Origin of the sequence: Variovorax sp. Root434 (assembly GCF_001426595.1) — a bacterium.
In the GTDB taxonomy this organism is placed as follows: domain Bacteria; phylum Pseudomonadota; class Gammaproteobacteria; order Burkholderiales; family Burkholderiaceae_C; genus Variovorax.
This window is the reverse complement of sequence record NZ_LMEK01000028.1, coordinates 30,308-55,241: the sequence shown is the minus strand read 5'-3', so window position 1 is coordinate 55,241 and position 24,934 is coordinate 30,308. Positions and strand designations below refer to the sequence as shown.

The 24,934-nt window shown below is 68.7% G+C and carries 19 protein-coding genes, 1 pseudogene and 1 riboswitch; of the genes and pseudogenes, 12 read left to right on the top strand and 8 right to left on the bottom strand.

Going from position 1 to position 24,934, the window contains the following annotated elements:
• Nucleotides 1-13 precede the first annotated feature (13 nt).
• Nucleotides 14-1,018: a tripartite tricarboxylate transporter substrate-binding protein gene (locus ASD05_RS27765; RefSeq protein WP_056599535.1), complete on the top strand. Its 1,005-nt coding sequence runs from the start codon at nt 14-16 to the stop codon at nt 1,016-1,018.
• Between the two features lie 5 nt (nt 1,019-1,023).
• Here ASD05_RS27765 and ASD05_RS27760 read toward each other — a convergent pair whose 3' ends face one another.
• The gene (locus ASD05_RS27760) at nt 1,024-1,545 is read right to left on the bottom strand and encodes a CinA family protein (protein ID WP_056599532.1); all 522 of its coding nucleotides are present in this window, start codon (nt 1,543-1,545) and stop codon (nt 1,024-1,026) included.
• The gene (locus ASD05_RS27755) at nt 1,542-2,189 is read right to left on the bottom strand and encodes a DJ-1/PfpI family protein (protein ID WP_056599529.1); all 648 of its coding nucleotides are present in this window, start codon (nt 2,187-2,189) and stop codon (nt 1,542-1,544) included. The genes ASD05_RS27760 and ASD05_RS27755 overlap by 4 nt, the downstream gene beginning before the upstream one ends.
• Before the next feature lie 203 nt (nt 2,190-2,392).
• Between ASD05_RS27755 and phbB the strand changes: the two genes are divergently transcribed.
• From phbB to ybaL, 3 genes and pseudogenes are all read left to right on the top strand, one after another.
• Nucleotides 2,393-3,130 carry an acetoacetyl-CoA reductase gene (phbB, locus tag ASD05_RS27750; protein ID WP_056521388.1) on the top strand — a complete coding sequence of 246 codons (738 nt, stop codon included), beginning with the start codon at nt 2,393-2,395 and terminating at the stop codon, nt 3,128-3,130.
• 128 nt (nt 3,131-3,258) lie between these two features.
• A pseudogene (locus ASD05_RS27745) lies at nt 3,259-4,589 on the top strand (dicarboxylate/amino acid:cation symporter).
• 326 nt (nt 4,590-4,915) lie between these two features.
• Nucleotides 4,916-6,622 (top strand): YbaL family putative K(+) efflux transporter, encoded by a 1,707-nt coding sequence (gene ybaL / locus ASD05_RS27735; protein WP_056599523.1) that lies wholly within the window; start codon nt 4,916-4,918, stop codon nt 6,620-6,622.
• Nucleotides 6,623-6,636: 14 nt separating this feature from the next.
• Here the strand turns inward: ybaL and ASD05_RS27730 are convergent, their stop codons facing one another.
• Complete coding sequence (locus ASD05_RS27730; protein ID WP_056599521.1) at nt 6,637-7,041, bottom strand: hypothetical protein; 405 nt, start codon at nt 7,039-7,041, stop codon at nt 6,637-6,639.
• Nucleotides 7,042-7,195: 154 nt separating this feature from the next.
• Here ASD05_RS27730 and ASD05_RS27725 point away from each other — a divergent pair, with 154 nt between their 5' ends.
• The 8 genes from ASD05_RS27725 (at nt 7,196) to ASD05_RS27690 (ending at nt 19,125) form a co-directional block, all read left to right on the top strand.
• Nucleotides 7,196-7,417 (top strand): hypothetical protein, encoded by a 222-nt coding sequence (locus ASD05_RS27725; protein ID WP_007839105.1) that lies wholly within the window; start codon nt 7,196-7,198, stop codon nt 7,415-7,417.
• 82 nt (nt 7,418-7,499) lie between these two features.
• A riboswitch (cobalamin riboswitch) is annotated at nt 7,500-7,780 on the top strand.
• A gap of 128 nt (nt 7,781-7,908) precedes the next feature.
• Nucleotides 7,909-10,095, top strand: a complete 2,187-nt coding sequence (locus ASD05_RS27720) for a TonB-dependent receptor (RefSeq protein ID WP_056599518.1) — start codon at nt 7,909-7,911, stop codon at nt 10,093-10,095.
• A gap of 11 nt (nt 10,096-10,106) precedes the next feature.
• A complete protein-coding gene (locus tag ASD05_RS27715; RefSeq protein WP_056599515.1) occupies nt 10,107-11,633 on the top strand; it encodes a PepSY domain-containing protein in 1,527 nt (508 codons plus the stop codon).
• Nucleotides 11,634-11,706: 73 nt separating this feature from the next.
• The gene (locus tag ASD05_RS27710; protein WP_056599512.1) at nt 11,707-12,384 is read left to right on the top strand and encodes an energy-coupling factor ABC transporter permease; all 678 of its coding nucleotides are present in this window, start codon (nt 11,707-11,709) and stop codon (nt 12,382-12,384) included.
• A 134-nt stretch (nt 12,385-12,518) separates the two neighbouring features.
• On the top strand, nt 12,519-13,586 hold the full coding sequence (cobW, locus tag ASD05_RS27705) for a cobalamin biosynthesis protein CobW (RefSeq protein WP_056599509.1): 1,068 nt from the start codon (nt 12,519-12,521) through the stop codon (nt 13,584-13,586).
• A 12-nt stretch (nt 13,587-13,598) separates the two neighbouring features.
• Nucleotides 13,599-17,420, top strand: coding sequence for a cobaltochelatase subunit CobN (gene cobN / locus ASD05_RS27700; RefSeq protein ID WP_056599506.1), 3,822 nt, complete (start codon nt 13,599-13,601; stop codon nt 17,418-17,420).
• Nucleotides 17,417-18,472 carry an ATP-binding protein gene (locus tag ASD05_RS27695; RefSeq protein ID WP_056599503.1) on the top strand — a complete coding sequence of 352 codons (1,056 nt, stop codon included), beginning with the start codon at nt 17,417-17,419 and terminating at the stop codon, nt 18,470-18,472. The genes cobN and ASD05_RS27695 overlap by 4 nt, the downstream gene beginning before the upstream one ends.
• A gap of 140 nt (nt 18,473-18,612) precedes the next feature.
• Nucleotides 18,613-19,125 (top strand): vWA domain-containing protein, encoded by a 513-nt coding sequence (locus ASD05_RS27690; protein WP_321165894.1) that lies wholly within the window; start codon nt 18,613-18,615, stop codon nt 19,123-19,125.
• Here ASD05_RS27690 and ASD05_RS27685 read toward each other — a convergent pair.
• From ASD05_RS27685 to ASD05_RS27665, 5 genes are all read right to left on the bottom strand, one after another.
• Nucleotides 19,095-19,607, bottom strand: a complete 513-nt coding sequence (locus ASD05_RS27685; RefSeq protein WP_056599497.1) for an SET domain-containing protein — start codon at nt 19,605-19,607, stop codon at nt 19,095-19,097. The two genes, ASD05_RS27690 and ASD05_RS27685, sit on opposite strands and share 31 nt — an antisense overlap.
• Before the next feature lie 25 nt (nt 19,608-19,632).
• Nucleotides 19,633-20,568, bottom strand: coding sequence for an ABC transporter substrate-binding protein (locus tag ASD05_RS27680; protein ID WP_056599494.1), 936 nt, complete (start codon nt 20,566-20,568; stop codon nt 19,633-19,635).
• A gap of 22 nt (nt 20,569-20,590) precedes the next feature.
• Nucleotides 20,591-21,442, bottom strand: coding sequence for a PA4780 family RIO1-like protein kinase (locus tag ASD05_RS27675; protein ID WP_056599491.1), 852 nt, complete (start codon nt 21,440-21,442; stop codon nt 20,591-20,593).
• Nucleotides 21,439-22,512 carry a GNAT family N-acetyltransferase gene (locus tag ASD05_RS27670; RefSeq protein ID WP_056599488.1) on the bottom strand — a complete coding sequence of 358 codons (1,074 nt, stop codon included), beginning with the start codon at nt 22,510-22,512 and terminating at the stop codon, nt 21,439-21,441. Before ASD05_RS27670 ends, ASD05_RS27675 begins: the two co-directional genes overlap by 4 nt.
• 359 nt (nt 22,513-22,871) lie before the next feature.
• A complete protein-coding gene (locus ASD05_RS27665; RefSeq protein WP_056599484.1) occupies nt 22,872-24,824 on the bottom strand; it encodes a reverse transcriptase family protein in 1,953 nt (650 codons plus the stop codon).
• Nucleotides 24,825-24,934 lie beyond the last annotated feature (110 nt).

Here is a 24,934-nt window from a genome sequence, read left to right as displayed (position 1 = left end):
AGGAGACAAAGAAGTGACGACAACGAAGACCTGGAAATCCAAGGCCCTGCTCGCGGCCGCGGCGAGCGCCTGCCTGCTCGCCTTTCAATCGCCGGCGGCCGCGCAGGCCGCGTGGCCCGACAAGCCCGTCACCCTGGTCGTGCCGTACTCGGCCGGCGGCCCGACCGACGTGGTGGCGCGCATGCTGGCCATTCCCATGGGCAAGTCGCTGGGCCAGACCGTGATCGTCGAGAACACGGTGGGAGCGGGCGGCACCATCGCGCCCACGCGGGTGGCCAAGGCGGCGCCCAACGGCTACACGATCCTGATCCACCACATGGGCATGGCCACCGCGCCCGCGCTCTACAAGAAGCTCAACTACGACCCGTTGAAGGACTTCGAGTACATCGGCCAGGTGATGGACGTGCCGATGACGCTGCTGTCGCGCAAGGACTTCCCCGCCAACAACTACCAGGAGCTGCTGGCTTACGTGAAGGCCCACAAGGACAAGGTGACGCTGGCCAATGCGGGCGTGGGCGCGGTGTCGCAGCTGTGCGGCCTGTTGTTCATGAACCAGATCGGCGTGCAGCTGACCACCGTGCCCTACAAGGGCGCGGGCCCGGCGCTCAACGACCTCATGGGCGGGCAGGTCGACCTGCTGTGCGACCAGACCACGCAGACCGCGCCGGTCATCAAGGACGGCAACCGCGTGAAGGTGTTCGGCGTGACCACGCCCAGGCGCCTGTCGAGCGTGCCCACCATTCCCACGCTCGACGAACAGGGCCTCAAGGGCTTCGAGGTGAAGGTGTGGCACGGCATCTACGCGCCCAAGGGCACGCCGCCCGCGGTGCTCGAAAAGCTCAACGTCGCCCTGCGCGCCGCGCTGCAGGACGACATGGTCAAGCACCGCCTGGCCGAACTCAGCTCGGAGATCGTGCCGCTCGACAAGCAGACGCCGGAAGGCCTGCGCACGCACCTCGCGGCGGAGATCGAGAAATGGGGCAAGGTGATCCGCGCCGCGGGCGTGCAGGCGGATTGAATCTCTCAGGCGGGCGGTGTCTGCGGCTGCGCCCGCAGCGTCTCGTCGAACAGCGTGAGCAGGTGCCGCGCGAACACATCCATGTTCGCCGGCCGGTCCGTGTCGCCGGTCTCGATGGTCCGGCTCACCGTGACCGCACCGACCACGGCGATGCACACGTGTCCCGGCGCATCGCCATACGGACTGCCCGACGGGCCGGCCGCACCGCTTTCGGCGATGCCCCAGGTCGTGTGATGGGTGTCGCGCATCCGGCCCGCCACGAGCCGGGCGTAGGGCTCGGTTTCTCCGCGCATGCCGGCCATGTCTTCCGCGGTCAGGCCCAGCAGCGCGCGGCCGGCGCGCCGCGAATAGACGACCGCGCCGCCGCGGAAGTAGGCCGACGCACCGGGAATGGCGAGCAGGGCGGCAGACACGAGGCCGCCGGCCGAAGACTCGACGACCGACACCGTATGGCCCCGCGCGCGCAGCGTTTCGCCGACGCGTGCGGCCAGGGCGGACAGAAGTTCGGGCGGGGGAACGGCGCTCATGGCGTCTTGAAGGGCGTGCCCGGCCGCTTCACGTAGGCCGGCGCGCGCTCGTGGCTCGCGGTACTGCCGTATACCGTATCCGCCGGGTAGTACTCGGCCTGCAACTGCACCCGGGCGGCGGCTTCATCGCCCGCGGTGTGGGCGATGAAGGCCAGCATCAGGTCGGTACCGGCCGATACCCCGGCCGATGTCCAGACGTTGCCGTCCTGCACGAAGCGCTGCTCGACCACCTTCACGTCGCCCAGTGCGCGCAGGCGGTCCAGCGATCCCCAGTGCGTGGTGGCGGTCTTGCCCGAGAGCAGCCCGGCCGCGTGCAGCACGAAGGCGCCGGTGCATACCGACATCAGCGTTTGGCATCCCGGCGCCTGGTCGGCGAGGAAACGGGTCATCGCGGGGTTGCCGACCTCGCGGCGCGTGCCCATCCCGCCGGGCACCAGCAGGTGGTCGAGCGGCCGACAGTCGGCGAAGGACACGTGCGGGTTGATGGACAGGCCCTTGGCGCAGACCACCGGTTCGCGCTTTTCGGCCACGATCAGGCAATGCACGGGACCGTCGGCCAGCTTGCTCCACATGGTGAGCATTTCCCAGGGGCCGACAAAGTCGAGTTCCTCGACCTCGGGGAAGACGATGATCCCGAAATTCATACTTTCGACTCCTTGGTAATAAGGTTGGCGATGACGCTTGCACAAGAGCGAACAGATGCGAGGATAGAGCCCGGGCACGAAGGCCGCTTCGTGACAGCTGGTTGCAAGCTCGGCTCAGTGTTTTCCTCAGAGGACCACGGCTTGAAACTCGCTAGAGTGAAGGCGGCCGTTCAGGCTTTTGCTATGTACATAAAGGAAATCTCATGAGCAAGAAAGTTGCATATGTCACCGGGGGCATGGGTGGCATCGGAACTGCCATCTGCCAGCGTCTGCACAAGGACGGGTTCACCGTGGTCGCCGGATGCGGTCCCACGCGCGACCACGCCAAGTGGCTGGCCGAACAGAAAGCCGAAGGCTTCGAGTTCCATGCGTCGGTCGGCAATGTCGGCGACTGGCAATCCACCGTCGAGGCCTTCTCCGCCGCCAAGGCGGCGCACGGACCCATCGACGTGCTGGTCAACAACGCCGGCATCACGCGGGACCGCATGTTCCTGAAGATGACGCCCGAGGACTGGAGCGCGGTGATCGAGACCAACCTCAACAGCATGTTCAACGTCACCAAGCAGGTGGTGGGCGACATGGTCGAAAAGGGCTGGGGCCGCATCATCAACATCAGCTCGGTCAACGGCGCCAAGGGCCAGGCGGGCCAGACCAACTACTCGGCCGCCAAGGCCGGCATGCACGGCTTCACCATGGCGCTGGCGCAGGAGCTGGCCAACAAGGGCGTGACGGTCAACACCGTGAGCCCGGGCTACATCGGCACCGAAATGGTCAAGGCCATCCGACAGGAAGTGCTCGACAAGATCGTTGCCACCATCCCGGTCAAGCGCCTGGGCGAACCGAGCGAAATCGCCTCCATCATCGCGTGGCTCGCCACCGACGAGGGCGGCTACAGCACGGGGGCCGACTTCTCGGTCAACGGCGGCCTGCACATGCATTGAGCATGCTGACCTGTACCTGATCGACAAGACCCGCTTCGGCGGGTTTTTTCATTTCATCGATACGGGTTCCACGGATAGAAAGCGGCCGATACGCGTCCTACAGTTTCCAAACCCTCCGGAGGCAAGCCATGGAAAGCACAACAATCACACCCGCCAGAAAGCTCCCGATCTACCGTTCCCTCTACGTGCAGGTGATCACCGCGGTGATCATCGGTGTGCTGCTCGGCTACTTCTCCCCGGCGACGGGCGAGGCGATGAAGCCGCTGGGCGACGGATCAAGATGATCATCGCGCCGATCATCTTCTGCACGGTGGTGGTGGGCATCGCCGGCATGGAAGACATGAAGAAGGTCGGCAAGACCGGCGGGCTGGCGCTGCTGTATTTCGAGATCGTCAGCAGCATCGCGCTGCTGGTCGGCCTGGTGCTGGTGAACCTGCTCAAACCCGGCGCCGGCATGAACATCGACCCGGCCACGCTCGACACCAAGAGCATCGCGGCCTACACCGGCCCGGGCAAGATGACCGGCACGGTCGACTTCCTGCTCAACGTCATTCCGAGCACGGTGGTCGACGCCTTCGCCAAGGGCGAGATCCTGCAGGTGCTGCTGATCGCTGTGCTGTTCGGTTTTGCACTGCACCGCTTCGGCGGCCGCGGCACGCTGGTGTTCGACGTGATCGAGAAGGGCTCGCACGTACTCTTCGGCATCGTCAACTACATCATGAAGCTGGCGCCCATCGGTGCCTTCGGTGCGATGGCCTTCACCATCGGCAAGTACGGCCTGGGCAGCCTGTTCTCGCTCGGCAAGCTGATGGGCACCTTCTACCTGACCTGCCTGCTGTTCATCTTCGTGGTGCTGGGGCTCATCGCGCGCTTCCACGGCTTCAGCATCTGGAAGTTCATCAAGTACATCAAGGAAGAGCTGCTGATCGTGCTGGGCACTTCGTCCAGCGAATCGGTGCTGCCGCGCATGATGGAGAAGATGGAGAACCTTGGCGCCAACAAGACCTGCGTGGGCCTCGTCATTCCCACCGGCTACTCGTTCAACCTCGACGGCACGTCGATCTATCTGACGATGGCGGCGGTGTTCATCGCACAGGCCACCAACACGCCGATGACGCTCACGCAGGAGATCACGCTGCTGGCCGTGCTGCTGCTCACTTCGAAGGGCGCGGCGGGCGTCACGGGCAGCGGCTTCATTGTGCTGGCGGCCACGCTATCGGCCGTGGGCCATGTGCCGGTGGCGGGCCTCGCGCTGATCCTGGGCATCGACCGCTTCATGTCGGAAGCCCGCGCACTGACCAACCTGATCGGCAACGGCGTGGCCACCATCGTGGTCGCCAAGTGGACCAACGAACTCGACGAGGCGCGGCTGCAGGCCGGGCTCAACAACGAGAGCTGGGTCGAGGCGCAGGAGCCCGAGGTGCTCGACGCAGCGCGCAGCAGCAAGATGGCTGGCTGAGGCTGAACTTTTTGTGTACGTGATTTCGGGGGGCGCTCACGCCGACGGGGTGCCTTGCTCCGCGAATGTCCCCCGGCCTGCGGCCTCCTCCTTTATTTCGCTGCGCAAGGCACCCCATCGGCGTGAGCGTTGGATAGAGCAGTCGTTGCACAGGGCATCGGGTGCTCCCCGCAGCGAAATAAAGGAGGAGCCGAAGGCGGGGGACATTCGCGGAGGGGAGTACCCGGTGGCCTGTGCACGCACCCCCAAGAAGAGCCCGAAAAAGAGCCCCTCAAAGAAGACCGTGTGAAATAAAAAGCCAGACATCGTTCCTGCAGAATGCAGCGATGCCCCACAGCGTCTCCCTCATCAACACGATAGCCGCCGGCCTGGGGCTGGCGCTCGTGCTCGGGTTCCTGGCGGCCAGGCTGCGGCTGCCGGCGCTGGTCGGCTACCTGCTGGCCGGCGTGATCATCGGCCCGTTCACGCCGGGCTTCGTGGCCGATGCAGGCATTGCCGCGCAGCTTGCAGAAATCGGCGTGATGCTGCTGATGTTCGGCGTGGGCCTTCATTTTTCCCTCGACGACCTGCTGGCCGTGCGCAAGATCGCGCTGCCCGGTGCACTCGCGCAGATCGCCGTGGCCACGCTGCTCGGCGGCGGGCTCGCCCTGTGGTGGGGCTGGAGCCCCGGCGCGGCGCTGGTGTTCGGGCTGGCGCTGTCGGTGGCCAGCACCGTCGTGCTGCTGCGCGCACTCGAAAGCATGGGCATCCTCGATTCCTTCACCGGCCGCATCGCCGTCGGCTGGCTCGTCGTCGAAGACCTGGCCATGGTGCTGGTGCTCGTGCTGCTGCCGCCGCTGGCGGGTGCGCTGGGCGGCCAGAGCGCGCAGGCCGGGCCGGGCGATCCGCTGTGGCAGACGCTGGGCCTCACGCTGCTACAGGTCGGCGGTTTCGTCGCGCTGATGCTGGTGGTCGGGCGGCGCGTGTTCCCCTGGATCCTCTGGCAAGTCGCGCGCACCGGCTCGCGCGAACTGTTCACGCTGTGCGTGGTGGCCGCCGCCGTGAGCATCGCCTTCGCCTCGGCGGCGCTGTTCGGCGTGTCCTTCGCGCTGGGCGCTTTCTTTGCCGGCATGGTGATGCGCGAGTCGCAGTTCGCCCATCGCGCGGCGCAGGAATCGCTGCCGTTGCGCGACGCCTTCGCGGTGCTGTTCTTCGTGTCGGTCGGCATGCTGTTCGATCCCTCGGTGCTGATCGACCGGCCACTGCAGGTGCTGGCCGTGGTGCTCGTCATCGTGCTGGGCAAGTCGCTCGCGGCCTGCGCGCTGGTGCTGGTGTTCCGCTACCCGCTGGGCACTGCGCTGACCGTCAGCGCCAGCCTCGCGCAGATCGGCGAGTTCTCGTTCATCCTGGCCGGGCTGGGGGTGTCGCTGGGCCTGCTGCCGGTGGAAGGGCAGAGCCTCGTGCTGGCGGGCGCGCTGATCTCCATTGCCACCAACCCGCTGTGGTTCAGCCTGATCGTGCCGATGCAGAAGTGGCTGCATGCCCGTTTCTCCTTCGCGCGCGGGCTCGAGTCGCGCGATGACCCGCTGGCCGAACTGCCCATGACCACCGAGGCGAAATACCTCTCGCGGCAGGTGGTGCTCGTGGGCTACGGCCGCGTCGGGCGCCGCATCGCGGCCGAGCTCGACGCGCACGACATCCCGTATGTGGTGGCCGAGCAGAACCGCGAACTGGTCGAGAAGCTGCGCGAAGCCGGTACGCCGGCCGTGTGGGGCGACGCGGCCGATCCGGCCGTGCTGATCCAGGCGCACATCGCGCGTGCCCGCGTGCTGGTGGTGGCCACGCCCGACGCCATGAATGTGCGCCAGATGATGGAGACGGCCCGCACGCTCAACCCCACCATACAGACCGTGATCCGCAGCCACAACGAGCAGGAGGCCCGACTGCTCACGCAGGAAACCTCCGCCACCGTGTTCCTGGGCGAACAGGAACTGGCCCAGGCCATGGCGCGCGACGTGGTCCAGCGGGCCGTGTCGATGGCCGTGCCGGCTTGACGCCCGCCATGCCGTCAGAGGTCTTCGATGACCAGCGTGCGGTAGCGCTGGGCGATGGAATAGGGCACCGTGCGCACCAGTTCCATCAGGCGTTCGGCCGTCGCGCTGTCGCGGGTCCTGACCAGCAGGCCTGTGTGGCCTTCGTTCGCCAGCTTGGTATAGGCGCGTACGGTCGCGGCATCGGTGCCGGCGGACGGCAACGGGTCGTCGGAGCTTTTCACGGTCGGGGTGATCTCGTCCAGCACCGTTTGCGCGGGAAGCAGGTAGACCTCGTCCCCACTCATGCCTTTTTCGATCAGGCGGTGACCAATGCGGTTGGCATCTTCTGCGCTCGGAAACATCACCATCGAGTAGCCGGTCGGGTAAAAGGCGCCGCCGATGCTCGACCGCATCTTCGGTTCAAGAGTGAAATGCTTCATGATGCCTCCTGGCTCTTTTGAGGTTCTTCGAAGATCCCTGACTACAACATTAGGCCGCGCGCGGGCCGGACTCTGTAGGAGAACCCCGAAAGCACTGTCAACCGCATGGGTTCGCCGCCCATTCAGGACAAACCACCCCGTCACGCCCACTTCCATGTCCTTATCAAGAAACGTCGCACTCACCGTCCATGAACTGGAAGCGGGCGAGTTCTATTGGGTGCTGATGGAGGCGGTCGACGACACGCCGGGCGAAACCTCCCACGTCTACATGCCGCTGGAGGCCGCCCAGGATCCCTACGCCACCTACTCGAATGCGCTGGTGGCGGGTGTGGCCGTGCTGCGGCGGCTGTTCGGGCCCGACGGGAAGCCCGCCTGAAGTTCTCGGCGCGGCTTGCCGCAGGCCGTTCCCTATAATTCCGCCCGCCCTGGTGTATCAGTTCTTATTAACTGACTTGCGCCAGGCAACACGGTTCGAAGGTGCCCCGCACGCCATGTGATGGCCACGGGGTTAAACGGGAAGCAGGTGCGCCGCGTCGATCTTGACGCGTCAACTCCTGCGCTGCCCCCGCAACGGTCGGCGGATCTGGAAACCCTCACGCCCATGCCTGCTTCCACGCAGGTACGGGCAGCCACTGCGCATCGGCGTGGGAAGGCGAGGGTTTCGGCCGCGGTGTGCAATCCCACAGCACACCGCGGCGCTCCGCGAGCCCGGATACCGGCCTTCGCAACCGCCTTCGGACGCTGCGGGAGTGCGTGTCCGGGCCTGCCGCCTCGCGCTCGCGCGGACCGCCGCAGTCCCTTCGCCTCTTCCGTTGCTTCCTCTATCGGTCGGGAGCCTGCGGGGACGCAGGTCGCAGGAGAGATCAAATGGGTCAGCAAGCATCGCCGGCGCGCGATTGCATGGGTACGCCGCTGCGTTGGGCGCGTCTTTCGGGTTTCTCATTGGGCTTGGGGCTGGCGTTCGGGCCTTCCGCGGGCTTCGCACAATCGCCGGATGAAGCGGCCGGCAGCGGCCAAAGTTTGAAGCCGGTGCAGGTCGAGGCCGAGCGGCACGCGCCGCTGGCCATCGACGAGCCCTCGTACACCGGCAGCCGCCTTGGCCTCACGCCGCTGGAAACGCCGGCCAGCATCGAGGTGCTGACGGGCGACACCATCCGCGCGCGCGGCGACGTCTCGGTGATCGACGCCGCCACCCGCGCCACCGGCATCACCGGCTCGCCCGGCCCCGGCAACGGCGGCACAGCCATGGCCGCGCGCGGCTTCTCGGGCCACGGCTCGGTGATGCAGCTGTTCGACGGCACGCGCCTGTATGCGGGCGCGGGCACCGTCACCTTTCCGTTCGACACCTGGTCGGTCGATCGCATCGAGGTGCTGCGCGGCGCGGCCTCGGTGATGTACGGCGAGGGCGCCATCGGCGGCGCGATCAACGTGGTGCCCAGGAAGCCCACGCGCGGCCCGATCCGCAACGAGGCGCTCGTTACGCTCGGCTCCGACGCCACCCGCCAGGTGGCCTTCGGCAGCGGCGGGGCGATCGACGACAGGCTTTCGTACCGCTTGGACATCAGCCACCGCGCCACCGACGGCTTCATGCAGCGCGGGGAGGCCGAGAGCCTCGCCGTGGGCGCGGCCGTGCGGCTCGACGTGTCACCGCAGCTGCAGTTCACGCTGTCGCACGACGAAGGCAGCCAGTCGCCGCAGCGCTACTACGGCGTGCCGCTGATCGACGGCCGCCTGGGCAGCCAGACGCTGCGCCAGAACTACAACGTGGACGACGCCGAGATCAAGTACCGCGACAAGTGGACCCGGCTCGATGCGCAGTGGACGCCCAACGATGCCGTCACCGTGCGCAACCAGCTCTACCGGCTGGAGAGCAAGCGCCACTGGCGCAACAGCGAAACCTACACCTACAGCGCCACCACCCGGCGCGTGACGCGCGGCGACTACCTGGAAATCGGCCACGACCAGGAACAGATCGGCAACCGCACCGACGCCACCTTCAGGCATGGCCTGTTCGGCCTGGCCAACCAGGTGCTGGTGGGCTTCGACGCGAACCGCATCGACTTCACGCACACCAACGACTCGCCCTATGGCGGCCGCTCGGTGGTCGACCCCTTCATCTTCAACCCCGGCTACTACGCCTCGCCCGTGGCCTACACGCCGCGCTACAAGACCAGGACCAGCACCTACGCCTTCTTCGCCGAGGACAAGCTGGCCTTCAACGAGCAGTGGTCGGTGGTGGGCAGCCTGCGCTGGGATCACGCGAAGATCGCGCGCACCGACCTGTTGAACGCCGCCAACAGCTTCGGCAAGACCTTCGAGTACGCCACCGGCCGCCTTGGCGTGGTCTACGCGCCCGACGTGACGCAGTCGTTCTATGCACAGGTGGCGCGCGCGGCCGATCCGCTGGGCTCGCTGGTGACCACTTCGGCCTCGCAGGCGGCCTTCGACCTCAGCACCGGCAAGCAGGTCGAGGTCGGCTACAAGCGCCAGCTGGCCGACAACCGCGGTGCCTGGACCGTGGCGGCCTATCGCATCGAGAAGAACAAGCTGCTCTCGCGCGACGCGAACGACCCGACCGTCACCCAGCAGATCGGCAAGCAGTCGTCCGAAGGCATCGAGGCCACGCTCGACCTGGCGTTGACATCCACGCTGAGGCTCGAAGCCAACGTCGCCAAGCTGCGTGCGCGCTACGACGACTTCAATGAAGTGATCGGCGGCAGGCTGGTCTCGCGCGCGGGCAACACGCCCACAGGCGTGCCCGAGGAGGCAGCGAACCTGTGGCTCAACTGGCGCTTCATGCCGCAGTGGGAGGCCGAGTTCGGCGTGCGCTACGTCGGCCCGCGTCAGGCCGACACGGCCAACTCGCGCAAGATCGGCTCCTACACCGTGGCCGACGCGGGCGTGAGCTGGCAGGCGAACCCGTCGCTCAAGCTCGCGTTGCGCGCCTACAACCTGGCCGACCGGCGCTATCCGGTGTCGATCTCGAACGGCGGCAACCAGTGGCTGCTGGGGCGTCCGCGCTCGTTCGAGCTGTCGGCGCTGGTCAACTTCTGAGCAGTGCCCTCATGACCTCCGCATGGCGCCGCGCCTGGCCGCGCATCCGGCACTGGCTCTACTGGACGCATCGATGGCTGGGCATCGGCGGCTGCCTGCTGTTCGCCATGTGGTTCGTCTCGGGCGTGGTGATGATGTACGTGGGGTATCCCAACCTCACGGACGAAGAGCGACTGGCGGGGCTCGCGCCGCTGCGCTTCGAACAGGCGGCGGTGTCGCCCGCTGCCGCACTTGTCGCACTCAATGCCCAGCCGCCGCGGCGCATGGTGCTGGAGATGCAGGGCGGCAACAACCCCGAACCGGTGTGGCGCATCGTCGATGCGCGCGGCGGCCGGCACACCGTCTCGGCGCGCGACGGCCATGTGCCCGGCCCGGTCGATGCCGCGCAGGCCGAGGCCATTGCGCGGGCCTTCTCGGGCCGTGCCGGCGCGCACTGGGCCGAGACGCTGGAGCGCGACCAATGGACCGTGCCGCAGGGCCTGGACCCGCTGCGCCCGCTGCACCGCATCGAGGTCGGCGACGCGGCCGGCACCGAGCTGTATGTGTCCTCGCGCAGTGGCGAGGTGGTGCGCGACACCACGCGCTCGGAGCGCTTGTGGAACTGGCTGGGCTCCGTGCCGCACTGGATCTACTTCACGCCGCTGCGCGCCGATCCGCCGCTGTGGCACGACGTGGTGGTGTGGCTGTCGGGGGCGTGCATCGTCTCGGCCGTGACGGGCATCGTCATCGGCATCCTGCGGGTGCGCTTGCGGCGGCGATTCCGTAACGGCGCGGTCACGCCCTACACCGGCTGGATGGCGTGGCACCACATTGCGGGGCTGATCGGTGGCTTCTTCGTGCTGACGTGGATCGTCAGCGGCTGGCTGTCGATGAACCCCAATGGCTGGTTCCAGCGCGGACTGGTCGATGCGGCGGTGATGGCGCGCTACACGGGCGCCGGCACATCGCCGTTCCCATGGCCGCCGGCTTCGCTGCCGACCGGCGAGGGCGCTGCCGCACCGCGCGAAGCCGTGCCGTTGTGGTTCGATGGCAAGCCGCTGCTGCAGCTGCGCGATGCGCAGGCCTACGTTCGCGTAATCGACGCAGCCACTGGCGCGATTGCGTCGATAAGCCGCGAAGACATCCTGCGCGCCGCCCCGCGCCTGCGGCCCGGATCGGCCGTCACGCAGGCCACGCTCCAGGCCCGCGAAGACTTCCATTGGTACGGCCACCACCGCGAGCGCATCGTGCCGGTGTGGCGCCTGCAGTTCGACGACCCCGCGCGCAGCTGGATCTACATCGACCCCGCCAGCGGGCAAGTCGTCGGCAGCAACGACAGCAATTCGCGCCTGCGCCGCTGGCTGTTCAACGCGGCGCACAGCCTCGACTTTCCCTGGCTCATCCAGTACCGGCCGGCCTGGGACATCGTGATGTGGCTGCTGTCGATCATCGGCGCCGTGGCCTCGGCCAGCGGCGTGGTGATCGGCTGGCGGCGGTTGCTGCGCAAGCCTCGGTCGTCGGCCCTGCCGGGAGCGCAACGCGTGCTTCGGCGTTCATGACAGGGGCTTGCGCGAGCCGGCCCATCCACCAACAATCAACTTTCGCACTGCGGTGCATTTCAGGAGGTGCTCGATGCACATCGAACCAGGTCTCGTCGACGGATCCAAGATTTTCCTCAGCTACGCGACGGCGACAGCCGCTCTTGCCTACACCGGCAAGGTCGCGTTCCAGATGCTCATGAAGGACGGGCCCGCCGCGTTGGTGCTGCGCTCCGCCATCGCCGTGGCGCTGGTGTTCTGCTTCTTCGAGGTGTTCCCGCACCATCCGGTGGGCGTGTCCGAGGTTCACCTGATCCTGGGCACCACGCTGCTGTTGGTGTTTGGGCTGGCGCCCGCGGCCATCGGGTTGGCGGGCGGGCTGCTCGTGCAGGGCCTGTTCTTCGAGCCGCAGGATCTGCCGCAGTACGGCATGAACGTCACCACGCTGCTGGTGCCGCTGTTCGCCACTTCCGCGCTGGCCCGCCGGATCATTCCCGAAAAGCTGGCCTACGTGGACATCGGCTACCAGCAGGCCTTCAGGCTGTCGGTGGCCTACCAGGGCGGCATCGTGGTCTGGGTCGGCTTCTGGGCGCTCTACGGGCGCGGCACCGGCATCGAGAACCTGGGCCAGATCGCCAGCTTCGGCGCGGCCTACATGACCGTGGTGCTTGTCGAGCCGCTGGTCGACCTGGGCGTGCTGGCTGCGGCCAAGGCCTGGCGCCGGCTGCAGGGCACCGCCTTCGTCGAGCGTCGCCTGTACGGCGGCGTCTGATCCGCGCTCTTCGCACGCGCTTCCTCTTCCCCGAGGGCGCCGCGGCCCACTTCGACGGTGCGCCGCCGGGCGCCCGTCTGCCGCTTATCCATCGCGCCGCCGTCATCGCCGGCGGCGTCTGAAAGATCCTTTCCATGACACAAGCAAGCAACGCCAAGATCCCCGTCACCATCGTCACGGGCTTTCTCGGCAGCGGCAAGACCACGCTGCTGCGCCACATCCTCGGCAACGCGGAAGGCCGCCGCATCGCGGTGATCGTCAACGAGTTCGGCGAGCTCGGCATCGACGGCGAGATTCTTCGCGGCTGCGGCATCGGCTGCGACGATGAAGGCAACGAGCGTGCGGGCGCGCTCTACGAACTGGCCAACGGCTGCGTCTGCTGCACCGTGCAGGAAGAGTTCCTGCCCGTGATGCTGCAACTGGCCGAGCGCCGCGGCGAGCTTGACGCGGTGCTCATCGAGACCTCGGGCCTCGCGCTGCCCAAGCCGCTGGTGCAGGCCTTCCAGTGGCCGGACATCGCCAACATCTTCACCGTGGATTCGGTGGTCACGGTGGTCGACGGCCCGGCCGCCGCCTCGGGCCAGTTCGCCGAAAACCCGCAGGCCGTGGACGAAGCGCGCCGCGCCGATCCCAACCTCGACCACGAATCGCCGCTGCATGAGCTGTTCGAAGACCAGCTTTCGGCCGCCGATCTCGTGGTGCTCAACAAGACCGACCTGATGGACGACGCCGCGCGGGCCGAGGTCGAGGCGCTGGTGCGCGAGGAGTTGCCGCCCGAAGTGAAGATCGTCGCCGCCACCGAGGGCCGGCTGCCGCTCGCGCTGCTGCTGGGCCAGCGCCGTGAGGCCGAAGCCACCATCCACCTGCGCGAGAGCCACCACGACCACGAGGAAGACCATGACCACGACGAGTTCGACTCGCTCGTGATCGAGCTGCCGCCCGTGGACCGCGACAGCCTGCTGGCCGTGCTGGGCCAACTGGTCGAACAGCACACCATCTACCGCGTGAAGGGCTTCGTCGCCATTCCGGGCAAGCCGATGCGCCTGCTGGTGCAGGGCGTGGGCCGCCGCTTCGACCACCACTTCGACCGCCGCTGGCGCGATGGCGAGGCGCAGCGCACGCGCCTCGTGTTCATCGGCGAAGACCTTGACGAAGCCACGCTGCGCAAGGCGCTGGAAGAGGTGAGTGCGGTCGCGGCCTGACCACCTGAACCGATGCACCTGCTGAGCACCCAGCCCGGACGCTTCGTCGAGGACGACAGCGTCGTCACCCGGCTCGACCAGACCCCGGGCGACATCGTGGTGCTCAGCTCGGCCGACACCACGCTCGCGCTGCTCGCGGCCGCGCGCACGGCGCTGGCGGTCACCGACCCGGGCTATCCGTCGCTGCGGCTGGCCAACCTGATGCACCTGCGCCAGCCGGCCTCGCTCGACCTGTACATCGACGAGGTGCTGCAGCATGCGCGCGTGGTGGTGGTCGACCACCTGGGCGCGGAATCGGCCTGGGCCTATGGACTCCAGCAGCTCGAAAAGCTCGCCAAGCGCAAGGGCCAGCAGCTCGCCATGTTCTCCGGCGACCTGCAGGAAGACGAAGACCTGCTCGCGCGCAGCACGGCGCCGCGTGCGGTGAGCCGCCAGCTCTGGCAGTACATGCGCAGCGGCGGGGCGGGCAATGCGATGCAGTTCCTGCGTGCGGTGGCTTTCCACGGCCTGGACCATGGCGAGGCGCCGCTGCCGCCGCGCAGCCTGCCGCAGGTCGCATTGCATGTGCCGCAGGGCATGGGCACGGCGCATGCCGTGGCCGGCATCGACGACCTGCGCGCCGGATGGCATGCGGGCGCGCCGGTGGTGGCGCTGGTGTTCTATCGCTCGCACCTGCTGTCGGGCAACACGGCGGCCTTCGATGCGCTCGCCGCGGCGCTGAGCGCCGAGGGGCTCAACCCGCTGCCGGTGGCGCTCGATTCGCTGAAAGATCCGCTGTGCCTGTCCACGTTGCGTGCGCTGTGCGCCGAGCATGACGTGCAGCTGGTGCTCAACACCACGGCCTTCGCCGCGTTGGGGCAAGGCGCGCAGGATGAAGAAGGCGAAGCCCTCGCGCTGGCCGGCGACGCGCCGGTGCTGCAGGTGATAGTGAGTGGCGGCAACCGCGAGGACTGGCTGGCCGACAGCCAGGGCCTGCGTCCGCGCGACATCGCCATGCAGATCGCGCTGCCCGAGATGGACGGCCGCATCGTCACGCGCGCCGTGAGCTTCAAGGGCCTGTCGCACCGCTGCGAACTCACGCAGACCGAGGTGGTCAGCTACCAGCCCGAGCCGGACCGCATCGCCTTCGTGGCCGAGCTGGCGCGGCGCTGGTGCCGGTTGCGCAGCCTGCGCGCCGACGAGAAGCGCATCGCGCTGATCCTTGCGAACTACCCGGGCAGCGAGGGCCGCATCGGCAGCGGTGTGGGGCTCGATACGCCCGCTTCGGTGATGGCGATCCTGCAGGCGATGGCGGCCGAGGGCTATGCGCTGGGCGAACCCGGCGCGATGCCCGCTGACGGCGATGCGCTGATGCGCAAGCTGCAGGAAGGCATCGCGAACGATCCCGCGCAGTGGGCTGCCCGGCCGGCGTGGCAGAGCTACGGGCTGGCTGAGCACCGCGCGCGGCTCGCGTCGCTGCCCGAAGGCATGGCCGACGCCATCGACGCACGCTGGGGCCGGCCCGAGCAAGACCCGATGCTGCGGCGCGGCCGCTTCATGATCGCCGGCCTGCGGCTGGGCCGCGTGTTCGTCGGCATCCAGCCCGCGCGTGCGCTGGGCACCTTGGACATGGCCGACTATGCGAGCTACCACGACGCCGAACTGGTGCCGCCGCACAGCTACCTCGCGTTCTATTTCTGGCTGCGCGATGCCTTCGCCATCGACGCTGTCGTGCACGTCGGCAAGCACGGCAACCTCGAATGGCTGCCGGGCAAGAGCATCGCGCTGTCGCGGGCCTGCTGGCCCGACGCGATCCTCGGGCCGCTGCCCAACGTGTACCCCTTCATCGTCAATGACCCGGGCGAGGGCGCGCAGGCCAAGCGGCGCACGCAGGCGGTCATCGTCGACCACCTGATGCCGCCGCTCACGCGTGCCGAGAACCACGGCCCGATGCAGGACCTGGAGCGGCAGGTCGACGAGTACTACGACGCGCTGCTGGTCGATGCGCGCCGCGCGAAGGTGCTGCGCGCGCAGATCCTCGCGGCGGTGCGGGCGCAGCATCTGGTCGAAGAGCTGGGTGGCCTGCCGGGCGCGGAAGACGATGCGGTGCTCGCGCGCGTGGATGCCTACCTGTGCGAGCTGAAGGAAACGCAGATCCGCGACGGGCTGCATGTGTTCGGCACATCGCCGCGCGAGCGGCTGCGGCGCGACACGCTGCTGGCATTGGCACGCTACCCGGCTGCCGACGGTGCGGGCGCCAATGCCGGGCTGCTCGGCGCGTTGTCGCAAGACCTGTTGCCGGGCGAGGCGTTCGACCCGCTCGACATCGACGCGGCACGACCGTGGCAGGGCGCGCGTCCCGCGCTGCTGCAATCGGTGAGCACCGATGCGTGGCGGCATCAGGGCGATACCCGCGAGCGGCTGGAGCTGCTGGCGCAGCGCCTGCTGCAGGACAACGCCTGTCCGTCCGACATGCCGCATACCGCTGCGGTGATGGGCCGCGTCGAACAAGACCTCGCCCCCGCGCTCGACGCCTGCGGTGCGCAGGAGCTGCTGCAACTTTCACGTGCCCTGCAAGGCCGCTTCGTTCCGCCGGGGCCGAGCGGCTCGCCGTCGCGCGGCCGGCCCGACGTGCTGCCCACCGGGCGCAATTTCTACGCGGTCGACACCCGTGCCATCCCCACGCCCACAGCCTGGATGCTCGGTCTCAAGTCCGCCGCGCAGCTGGTCGAGCGGCACCTGCAGGAGCATGGCGACTATCCCGTGGCGCTGGGCCTCTCGGTCTGGGGCACGGCCACCATGCGCACCGGCGGCGACGATCTGGCGCAGGCCTTCGCCCTCATCGGCGTGCGTCCGAAGTGGGCGCCGGGCAGCCAGCGCGTGGTCGATTTCGAGGTGCTGCCCACGGTGGGCCTCGGCCGTCCGCGCATCGACGTGACGCTGCGCATCTCCGGCTTCTTCCGCGACGCGTTTCCCAATGCCGTGCAGATGTTCGACGCTGCCGTGCAGGCCGTCGCCGCGCAGGAAGACGAAGACGCCGAGCGCAACCCGATCCGCGCGCGCATCCTCGGCGAGGCCGCCGCGCTCGAAGCGCAGGGCATGGCGCCCGAGGCCGCCCGCACGCAAGCCGGCTGGCGCGTGTTCGGCTCTGCGCCCGGCAGCTACGGCTCCGGCCTGCAACGGCTGTTCGATCATGGCGATTGGCAGACCGACGACGATTTGTCGAAAGCCTACGTCGGCGGTAGCGCCCACGCCTACGGGCAGGGCAGCGACGGCGTGCCCGCCACCGGCGCGCTGGTGCGCCGCCTGCGCGCGATGAACGTCGTGCTGCAGAACCAGGACAGCCGCGAGCACGACCTGCTCGACTCCAACGACTACTACCAGTTCCAGGGCGGCATGGCCGCCGCCGTGCGCCACCTGAGCGGCCGGCAGCCGGCCATGTACCACGGCGACCACGGCAACCCGCAGGCGCCGCGCGTGCGCACGCTGAAGGAAGAAATCAGCCGCGTCATCCGCGCGCGCGTGGTCAACCCGAAGTGGATCGACGGCGTGAAGCGCCACGGCTACAAGGGCGCCTTCGAAATGGCCGCGACGGTGGACTACCTGTTCGGCTTCGACGCCACCGCGCGCGTGGTCGGCGACCACCAGTACGCGATGGTGGCGGACGCCTACGTGCTCGACGAAGCCACCCGCGACTTCGTGAGCGCGCACAATCCGCGCGCGCTGCACGACATGCTCAGCCGCCTGCTCGAGGCCATGCAGCGCGGCCTGTGGCAATCGCCCGGTGACTACAAGGATCAATTGGAAAACCTGCTGCTCGGCCACGAGCAGCGGATGGAAGGACTTTCGCGATGACCACTGCCGCCCCGATGCCGGTGCCTTTTCCTTTTGCCGCGATCGCGGGTCAGCCGCAGCTGCGTCAGGCACTGCTGCTGGCCGCCGTCGATCCGGGCGTTGGCGGCGTGCTGATCGAAGGGCCGCGCGGCACCGCCAAGACCACGGCCGCCCGCGCGCTGGCCGAGCTGCTGCCGGGCGCGCCTTTCGTCACGCTGCCGCTGGGCGCCAGCCTCGAGAGCCTCGTGGGCACGCTCGACCTCGGACAGGCGCTGGCCGGCCACGAACTGAAATTCGCGCCCGGCCTGCTGGCGCGCGCGCACGGCGGCGTGCTGTACGTCGACGAGATCAACCTGCTGCCCGACGCGCTGATCGACTCGCTGCTCGACGCGGCGGCCAGCGGCGTCAACGTGGTGGAGCGCGACGGCATCTCGCACCGGCACGCCGCGCGCTTCGTGCTGGTCGGCACCATGAACCCGGAAGAGGGCACGCTGCGCCCGCAGCTGCTCGACCGTTTCGGCCTGTGTGTGCAGTTGCGCAATATCGAGGATGCCGCAGAGCGGCAGGCCATCGTGCGTGCGCGGCTGGCCTTCGATGCCGATCCGCAGGGCTTTCGCACGACGCATGTGAAGGCGCAAGCCGAGCTGGCGGCCGCATTGGTCCGTGCGCGCGCCCTCGTGGCCGATGCGACAGCGCTGCCGTATGGCGATGCGGTGCATGAGGCGGTCGGTGCGCTGTGCATCGCAGCCGGCGTCGATGGCTTGCGCGCCGATCTCGTGATGCTGCGCTCCGCTCGCGCGCTCGCGGCCTGGGACGGTGCGGGCGCCATCACCACCAGCCACGTGCGGCGTGTGGCCGAAGCCGTGCTGCTGCACCGGCGCAAGCCCGAAGCCGAGGCTGCGCCATCGGCAGCCCCTCGCTCCGCAATGCCCGGCGCGAATCCGACCGACGCCGCGAACAGTGCGAGCGATGAAGATTGGGGCGCCATGCCGCCCGAGCCCGTCGGAATCGAGCGCGTGAAGCCGCTGCGCCCGCTGATCGCTCCCGCACAGGCCGCGCCAAAAAAAGCCTGAGCCTCCGGGATGCCGCACCCACTGGCGCGCGCCAGGGTGACCGGAGGCAGGGTTCGCAAAGGGATGCATGGCATGGCCCCGCCTCGCAAGGCTCGGCCTTCGACTGGCCGCGCACCTTTGCAGCGCGCGGTGCCGGCCATCTGCGCCCCGAGCACCTGCGCCGCCGCCCGCAGCAGGCACGCAGTGGCGCGCTGCATTGCTTCCTGCTCGACTGCTCGGCCTCGATGCGCAGCGATGGCAACCTCGCGCGCGCCAAGGGCCTGCTGCTCGCGCTGATGCAGGAGGCCTACCAGCGCCGCGACCATGTTGCGCTGCTGTGCTTTGCCGGCGAGGTGGTCGAACTGCGCCTGCCGCCGCGCCGCGCCAGCGCCTGGAACGACGACTGGGTCGCGCCGATTGCAGCGCACGGCGGCACGCCGCTGGCATTGGGCGTGCAGCGCGCGGGGCAACTGCTGGCGAAGAGCGAGTCGCGCCAACGCTGGCTGTGGCTGTTGACCGATGGCCGCAGCAGCGAAAACCCCGCCCGGCCCGAGGCCGCCGACATGGCCTGCGTGGTGGACTTCGAGGCTGCGCGCGTGCCGCTGCACCGTGCGCGGCAGCTTGCCACGCAATGGGATGCGCGCTACGTCGCGGCCACGAACCCGAACGCTTGAGCGTCTTGTTCGGCGGCGGATTCGACCGGCGCCAGCATCGTTCCCCGGCAACTGGGCGAGCCGCAATGGCACGGGTACTTCGACGGTGGCGAGCCGTCGTCCGCCGTCAGCGAATAGTCGATGAACAGCTCGTCGCCCGCGTCCACGGCCATCAGCGTCTGGAACTTCAGCACCATTTCGCCGCCCTCGTCGTATTCCTCGACGGCCTCGCAATTCGGCTCGCATGAATGGTTCAGGTGGCGGGTGGCGTTGCCGCCCTTTGCGCCGTCGATGGTCTCGTGGTTCGACAGCGTGAACAGGTAGGTGAGCTGGTCGTCCCAGACCTTGGTGGCGATCTCGGCCTGGGTGTAGCGGCGGCCTTCGTAGAGGCCAAGGAAAGCTTCGGCCGGCAGGTCGCGCGTGGCAAAGGCGCCGAGGCCATGCACGCCGCTGGGGCCTACCCGGACGAAAGGAGTGGAGGAGGTTTGCTTGCGATGCTTCATGGCGGAAGGGATGAGTCGTCGGGTGTCAGGGCTTCGGCGCGCCCAGCGAGGCCAGGCAGCCCACGATGGCGTCGGCCGCTTCGTCCAGCCGCGGGCCGGGGCGCATCATCAGGTCGAAGCGCGCCGAGGCGAAGCTGCATACCCGTCCGCGCTGGATGGCCGACATGGCCGACCAGCCGGGCCGCGAAGCCATGGCGGAGATTTCGCCGAGCGCCGATACCATCAGCACGTCGGGGTTGGCGCGCACCACGAACTCAGGGCTCATCTTCGGGAACGGGCCGAGCGTGCCCGGCACGGCGTTGCCAAGCCCGAGGCGGGCCAGGGTCTCGCCGATGAAGGAGCTTTCGCTGGCCGCGGCCATGCCGCCGTGCACCTCGAAGTACACGCGACGGCCTTGCCAGCCGGCCGGCACGCGGGCCTTGGCGGCGTCCAGCCCGGCGTCGAGCCTGCGCCAGAAGGCTTCGCCCGCGCCCGGGCGGCCGGTGGCGCGGGCCACGGTTTCCATCACGCGGCGCATGTCGGCGTGGGTCTTGGCGTCGAGCGCCAGCACCTTGATGCCCAGGCGTTCGAGCGGCTCGGCGGCTCGGCTGCGTGGACGCAGCAGCACAAGGTCGGGCTTGAGCGCGACGATGCGCTCGATGTTCGCGTCGTCGATGCCGCCGACCTGCGGCAAACCCTTCACCGACACCGGCCAGTTGGCATGGCGGTCGATGCCCACCAGCCGGTCGCAGGCGTCGAGCGCGCAGACCGTTTCGGTCAGCGAGGGCATCAGCGACACGATGCGCTGCGCCGGCGCCTGCAGTTCGAGTGTGGTGCCGCGGTCGTCTTCGAGGCGAATGCCCGCCGCGTGCGCCACCGAACCGAAGCCCAGGGCCGCGAAGGCCGCGGCCTTCGCGATCTGGCGGGCGGCGGAGGAAAACGGCGGGCGCGGGGCGGAGGGAGGCGGGGCGGTGGAGTTCATCGAGGCGGGCGTTGTGAGCCCGCTATTGTCGCGGTGCCTGCATGCGCAGGCGCCGCGCCGCTTCTTCCTCGCGTGCGTCGTCCACCTCGCGCATCACGTTGCGCAGGTCGACCGGGCCGGTCTCGCGCACGAACGTGCCCGTCAGTTCAGTCTCGGGGCGCAGCAGGCCGCGTTCGTACAGCTGCCAGATCTCTTCGCCGTAGTGCGTGCGCAGCAGCGCGGGCGCGAACTGGCCGAAGAAGTTGCGCAGGTTCTCGACGTCGCGCAGCAGCATGCGCCGCGCGTGGTTGTTGCCGGCGGCGTCCACCGCCTGCGGCAGGTCGATGATCACCGGGCCGTCTTCGGCCAGCAGCACGTTGAACTCGGAGAGATCGCCATGCACGATGCCGGCGCACAGCATGCGCATCACCTCTTTCAGCAGGCTGGCGTGGTGGCGCAGCGCGTCTTCGGGTGAGAAGACCACGTCGTTGAGGCGCGGGGCGGCGTCGCCATGGGCATCGGTCACCAGGTCCATCAGCAGCACGCCTTCGAGGAAGTTGTGCGGCGTGGGCACGCGCACGCCCGCGGCGGCCAGGCGGTAGAGCGCATCGACCTCGGCGCTCTGCCAGATGGCCTCGGTCACCTTGCGGCCGAAGCGCGTGCCCTTGGCCATGGCGCGTGCCTCGCGGGTGTTCTTGACGCGCCGGTTCTCGGTGTAGTCGACGGCCTGGCGGAAGCTGCGCTTGTCGGCTTCCTTGTAGATCTTGGCGCAGCGCGTCTCGTCGCCGCAGCGCACGACGTAGACCATGGCTTCCTTGCCGCTCATGAGCTGGCGCACCACGGTGTCGATCAGGCCTTCGTCGATCAATGCCTGCAGACGTTGGGGTGCCTTCATGGCCGTGCCTCCAGGAAGGTCCGCAGGCTTTGCGTGTCGATCTGGTAGAGGCCGTCGTGCTTGTGCGCGGCAAAGCCGAGCCGGTGGTTGATGGTGAGCATGGGGGCGTTGACTTCGGCGTTGTGGGTCACGGCCAGCGTGACCTCGGGGTGGCGCTCGCGCACGAGCTGCAGCATGGCGGCCTTCACGCCCTTTGCAAGGCCCTTGCCGCGCCACTGGCGCGCGACGGCTGTGAGCCGCTGTTGCAAGCGGTCGGGGAAGCGCTGGTTCCAGGAGGCGTCGCACACCGCGACCACCTCGTCCCCGTCGAGCAGGAGCACGAGAAAGTGCTCGCCCCCGCGGCGGTCCATGTCGGCGTACCAGGGCGGGAAGTCCTCCAGGTCGTAGCGCAGCGGCGGCCGTTCGAGGTTGGTGGTGGGCGCGTCGTTCAGCAGTGCGGACAGCGGCGCCATCAGCGCAGCGAGCCGCTCGAAGGGCACGCGGCCCGCGTGCACCTCGGCGCGCAGGCCGTGGGCGGGCGTGAAGCCATCGGCGCGCCAGCGGGCGAGCATCTGCCAGTCGAGCCCGGCCAGGGGCATGCGGTTCTCGACGCTGCGGTGCTTTTCGACGGCGCCGATGGCCTGCAGGAAGGCGTGGCCGTCGGGCAGGTGGGTCTTGATGGTTGCGACGGACTTGTCGTGCATTTCCATCAACGCCAGCAACGGGCGAAGCAGCGCGCTCGCCACGCCGCGGCGCCGGTGCGGGCGCAGCACGCCGCCCCAGGCTTCGAGGAACGGTGCGAACGCCTCGTGCCCGGGCGTGCCTTCGCGGCGGAAGCTCGCGCTCAGGCTGCCGATGAATTCGCCGTGCGCGCCAACGGCGAGCACGCGATGAACGGCATACAGCGGACTGGGCTGCAGCACGTTGTGCCGGGTGTCGGCATCGGGAGGAACAGGGTCGCCGGGAAAGTCTTCCGCTGCGCGCAGGCGCCAGTAGGCGAGGAAATGGCCCCAGTCGGTTTCGGATGCGCGCTGGGGATCGAACACGGTGGTCACGGTATGCCGCGCAGGTGCGGCACGGGTTTCAAGCATGGTCGTTGGCCTTGATTCGACAAATGAACGGGGCGCTACCGGCACGTGTGTGCCGGTAGCGGCGTTTGAATCGGGGCAGTTTGTGGTCGTCGCGGCGGGTGATGGCCGCGCGGGGCAGACCGGCTACGCGGTCGACGCGTGAACGATCAGTTCAGATGAGGCCCGACAAACCGCACGTTGGTGGGGGCTTGAATTGCAGTGTCTTCCATCGTGCACCTCCGCTTTCTGTGTGGTTGTCGAAGCGCGAATGTAGCGGGCTTGCCGCTCGCCGTGAAGTGCGGTGTGGTTTTTGGCCCCATCCGCGTGCGTGCCGGCGCAGCGCGGTCGGTGCATTGCCGGCCGTGCGCCCTGGGGCCGCCTCAGTTCTTCATGCCATGCACGAGCGCGGTCAGCACGGACGAGACGACGACCGCCGCGATGAAGTTGCCCCAGCCGCTCTTGCGCCGGAGGAAGTTGCCGATGACGACGCCCCCGGTCAGCAGCCAGATCAGCGGGCTGCTGCCCGCAAGGAAGACGGTCGCCACGTAGAGGGCCTGCACCGTCATGCTGACGACCCAGCCGATGTGGGTCAGGGCGCCGCGCTGCGGCACGGCGGGCGCCGTGGGGGCGGGTGTCGGCCCGACCGCATGCGCGGGGACGCCCATCGGGCGCGGGGTCGAAACTGCCGCTGTCGCAGCCGCGGCCTGCGCGCGCGCGGCCTCCCGCTGCGCTGCCTTCTCCGTCGCCAACTGCTCGGCGGTTTTCTCCAGCACCGGTGCAGCTGCCTGCGCAGGCTGCCACCAGGCGGGCCAGGGCGCCTGGCCTGCGGCGGACTGTTTTCGGAAGTGGCCCGCCGGCAGGCTGCGCTGCGGCGCGGCCTGTGGCCCGGGCGCCGCGCTGCCGCCGTGCCTGGCGGCCAGCGCACGCACGCGCTGCAGGTACGGCTCGCCGCGCGCCGCGTCGGTCATCGCGATGAAGTTCGCGTAGCCGCGCAGCGCGCTGATCACATCGGTGTTGCCGTTCCATTGCAGGCCCTGCGGCCCGTGCCGCTCGGCCTGGTGCAGCACCGCGCGAAAACGCCGCAGGGTGTCGCGGTCAAGCGAGAGCTTGTCGTTCACCACGATGCCCGTTACGTGCTGCTGCCGGTGCCGGCGCATCACCTGCTGCTTGTCGGGGTGCACCGTGAGGCCTTCGCTGGCCACGATCTGCTTCACGCGCCAGAGCAGCCTGGCCGTGTCGCGGCTGTGCCCGGGGCCGGCCGAGAAGCTCAGGTCGTCCGCATAGCGCGTGTAGCGGAAGCCGAGCTTGGCGGCGCTCGCGGACAGGCGCGCGTCGAGCCGGCGGCACAGCAGGTTGGTCAGCATCGGGCTGGTGGGTGCGCCCTGCGGCAGCACGCGCTCGCCGCGCGCGACGAAGTAGCGCCGGCCGTCGAGCTGAACCTCGTCGGTCGGCGCCTCGGTGCACACCAGCGCCAGCAGCGTCGCCACCTGCGGCGAATAGCCGAGCTGGCGGAACACGCCGCGCACGCGTCGTATGCCGATGGAGGGGAAGAAGTCCTTCAGGTCGAGGTTGATCACCACGTCCTGCCCCACGTGCGGCGCGGCATTGCTGAGGATCGAGCGCCCGGGCAGGAAGCCATGCACCGCCTCGTGCACCGGCATCTTCGCGAGGATGTTGTCGAGCACCCAGTACTGCGCGCGCTTCATGCGCGGCATCGGCGCGGAGATTTGGCGCTCGCCGCCGCTCTTCTTGGCGATGGTGAAGCGCTGGTAGTGGCTCACGCTCGCCACGTCGCGGTGCCAGGCCAGGAAGCGCAGTTCGCCGAGGCCGATACCCATCGCCTGCGCGAGCTCGCCCGCGTGGTCCAGCGCGGGCAGGGCATTGCGGGCCAGCGCCTGGCTGTCGCTGTGCGCCTCGTTGAGGCCGCCCGACACGCCGTCGCCAATGTAGAGCAACTCGCGCTGGCGACGGTCGTGCCACGCCACGGCGCGCGCATGGCGGCCCTGGGCAAGGCGCTGGCGCGTTTCCTCGCGGCGTTCGCGGGCCTTGGCCATGCGCTCCTTGCGCATCGTCTTCAGGGCCCTGTCGCGGTCTTCGATGCCGCGCAGTTCGTCGCCGAGCTTGCTCAGCGCAGTCTGCAGTTCGCTTTCGCGGCGAATGAGCTGGGCTTCGACCGTCGGCTGCGCCGCTTCCTGCGGCCAGAAGCCGAGGCGCTGCATTTCCTCGAGGATGACCTCCTGTTTGGAGCCCTTGCGGATGCGCTCGTAGAGCTGCTCGCGCGTGAGTGCCGAGTCGGGAATGGAAGAAGAGGGGGCGGGAGACTGCATGGTCATGGCGCTGCGCCACCGGCCGATGCACTGCTGGGATAAAGGTTGCGAACGGAGCGGGATTCTCGTCGAAGAGCCTCGGGACTGGAGGGCTCCACTCGACGCCGTAGGTGCAC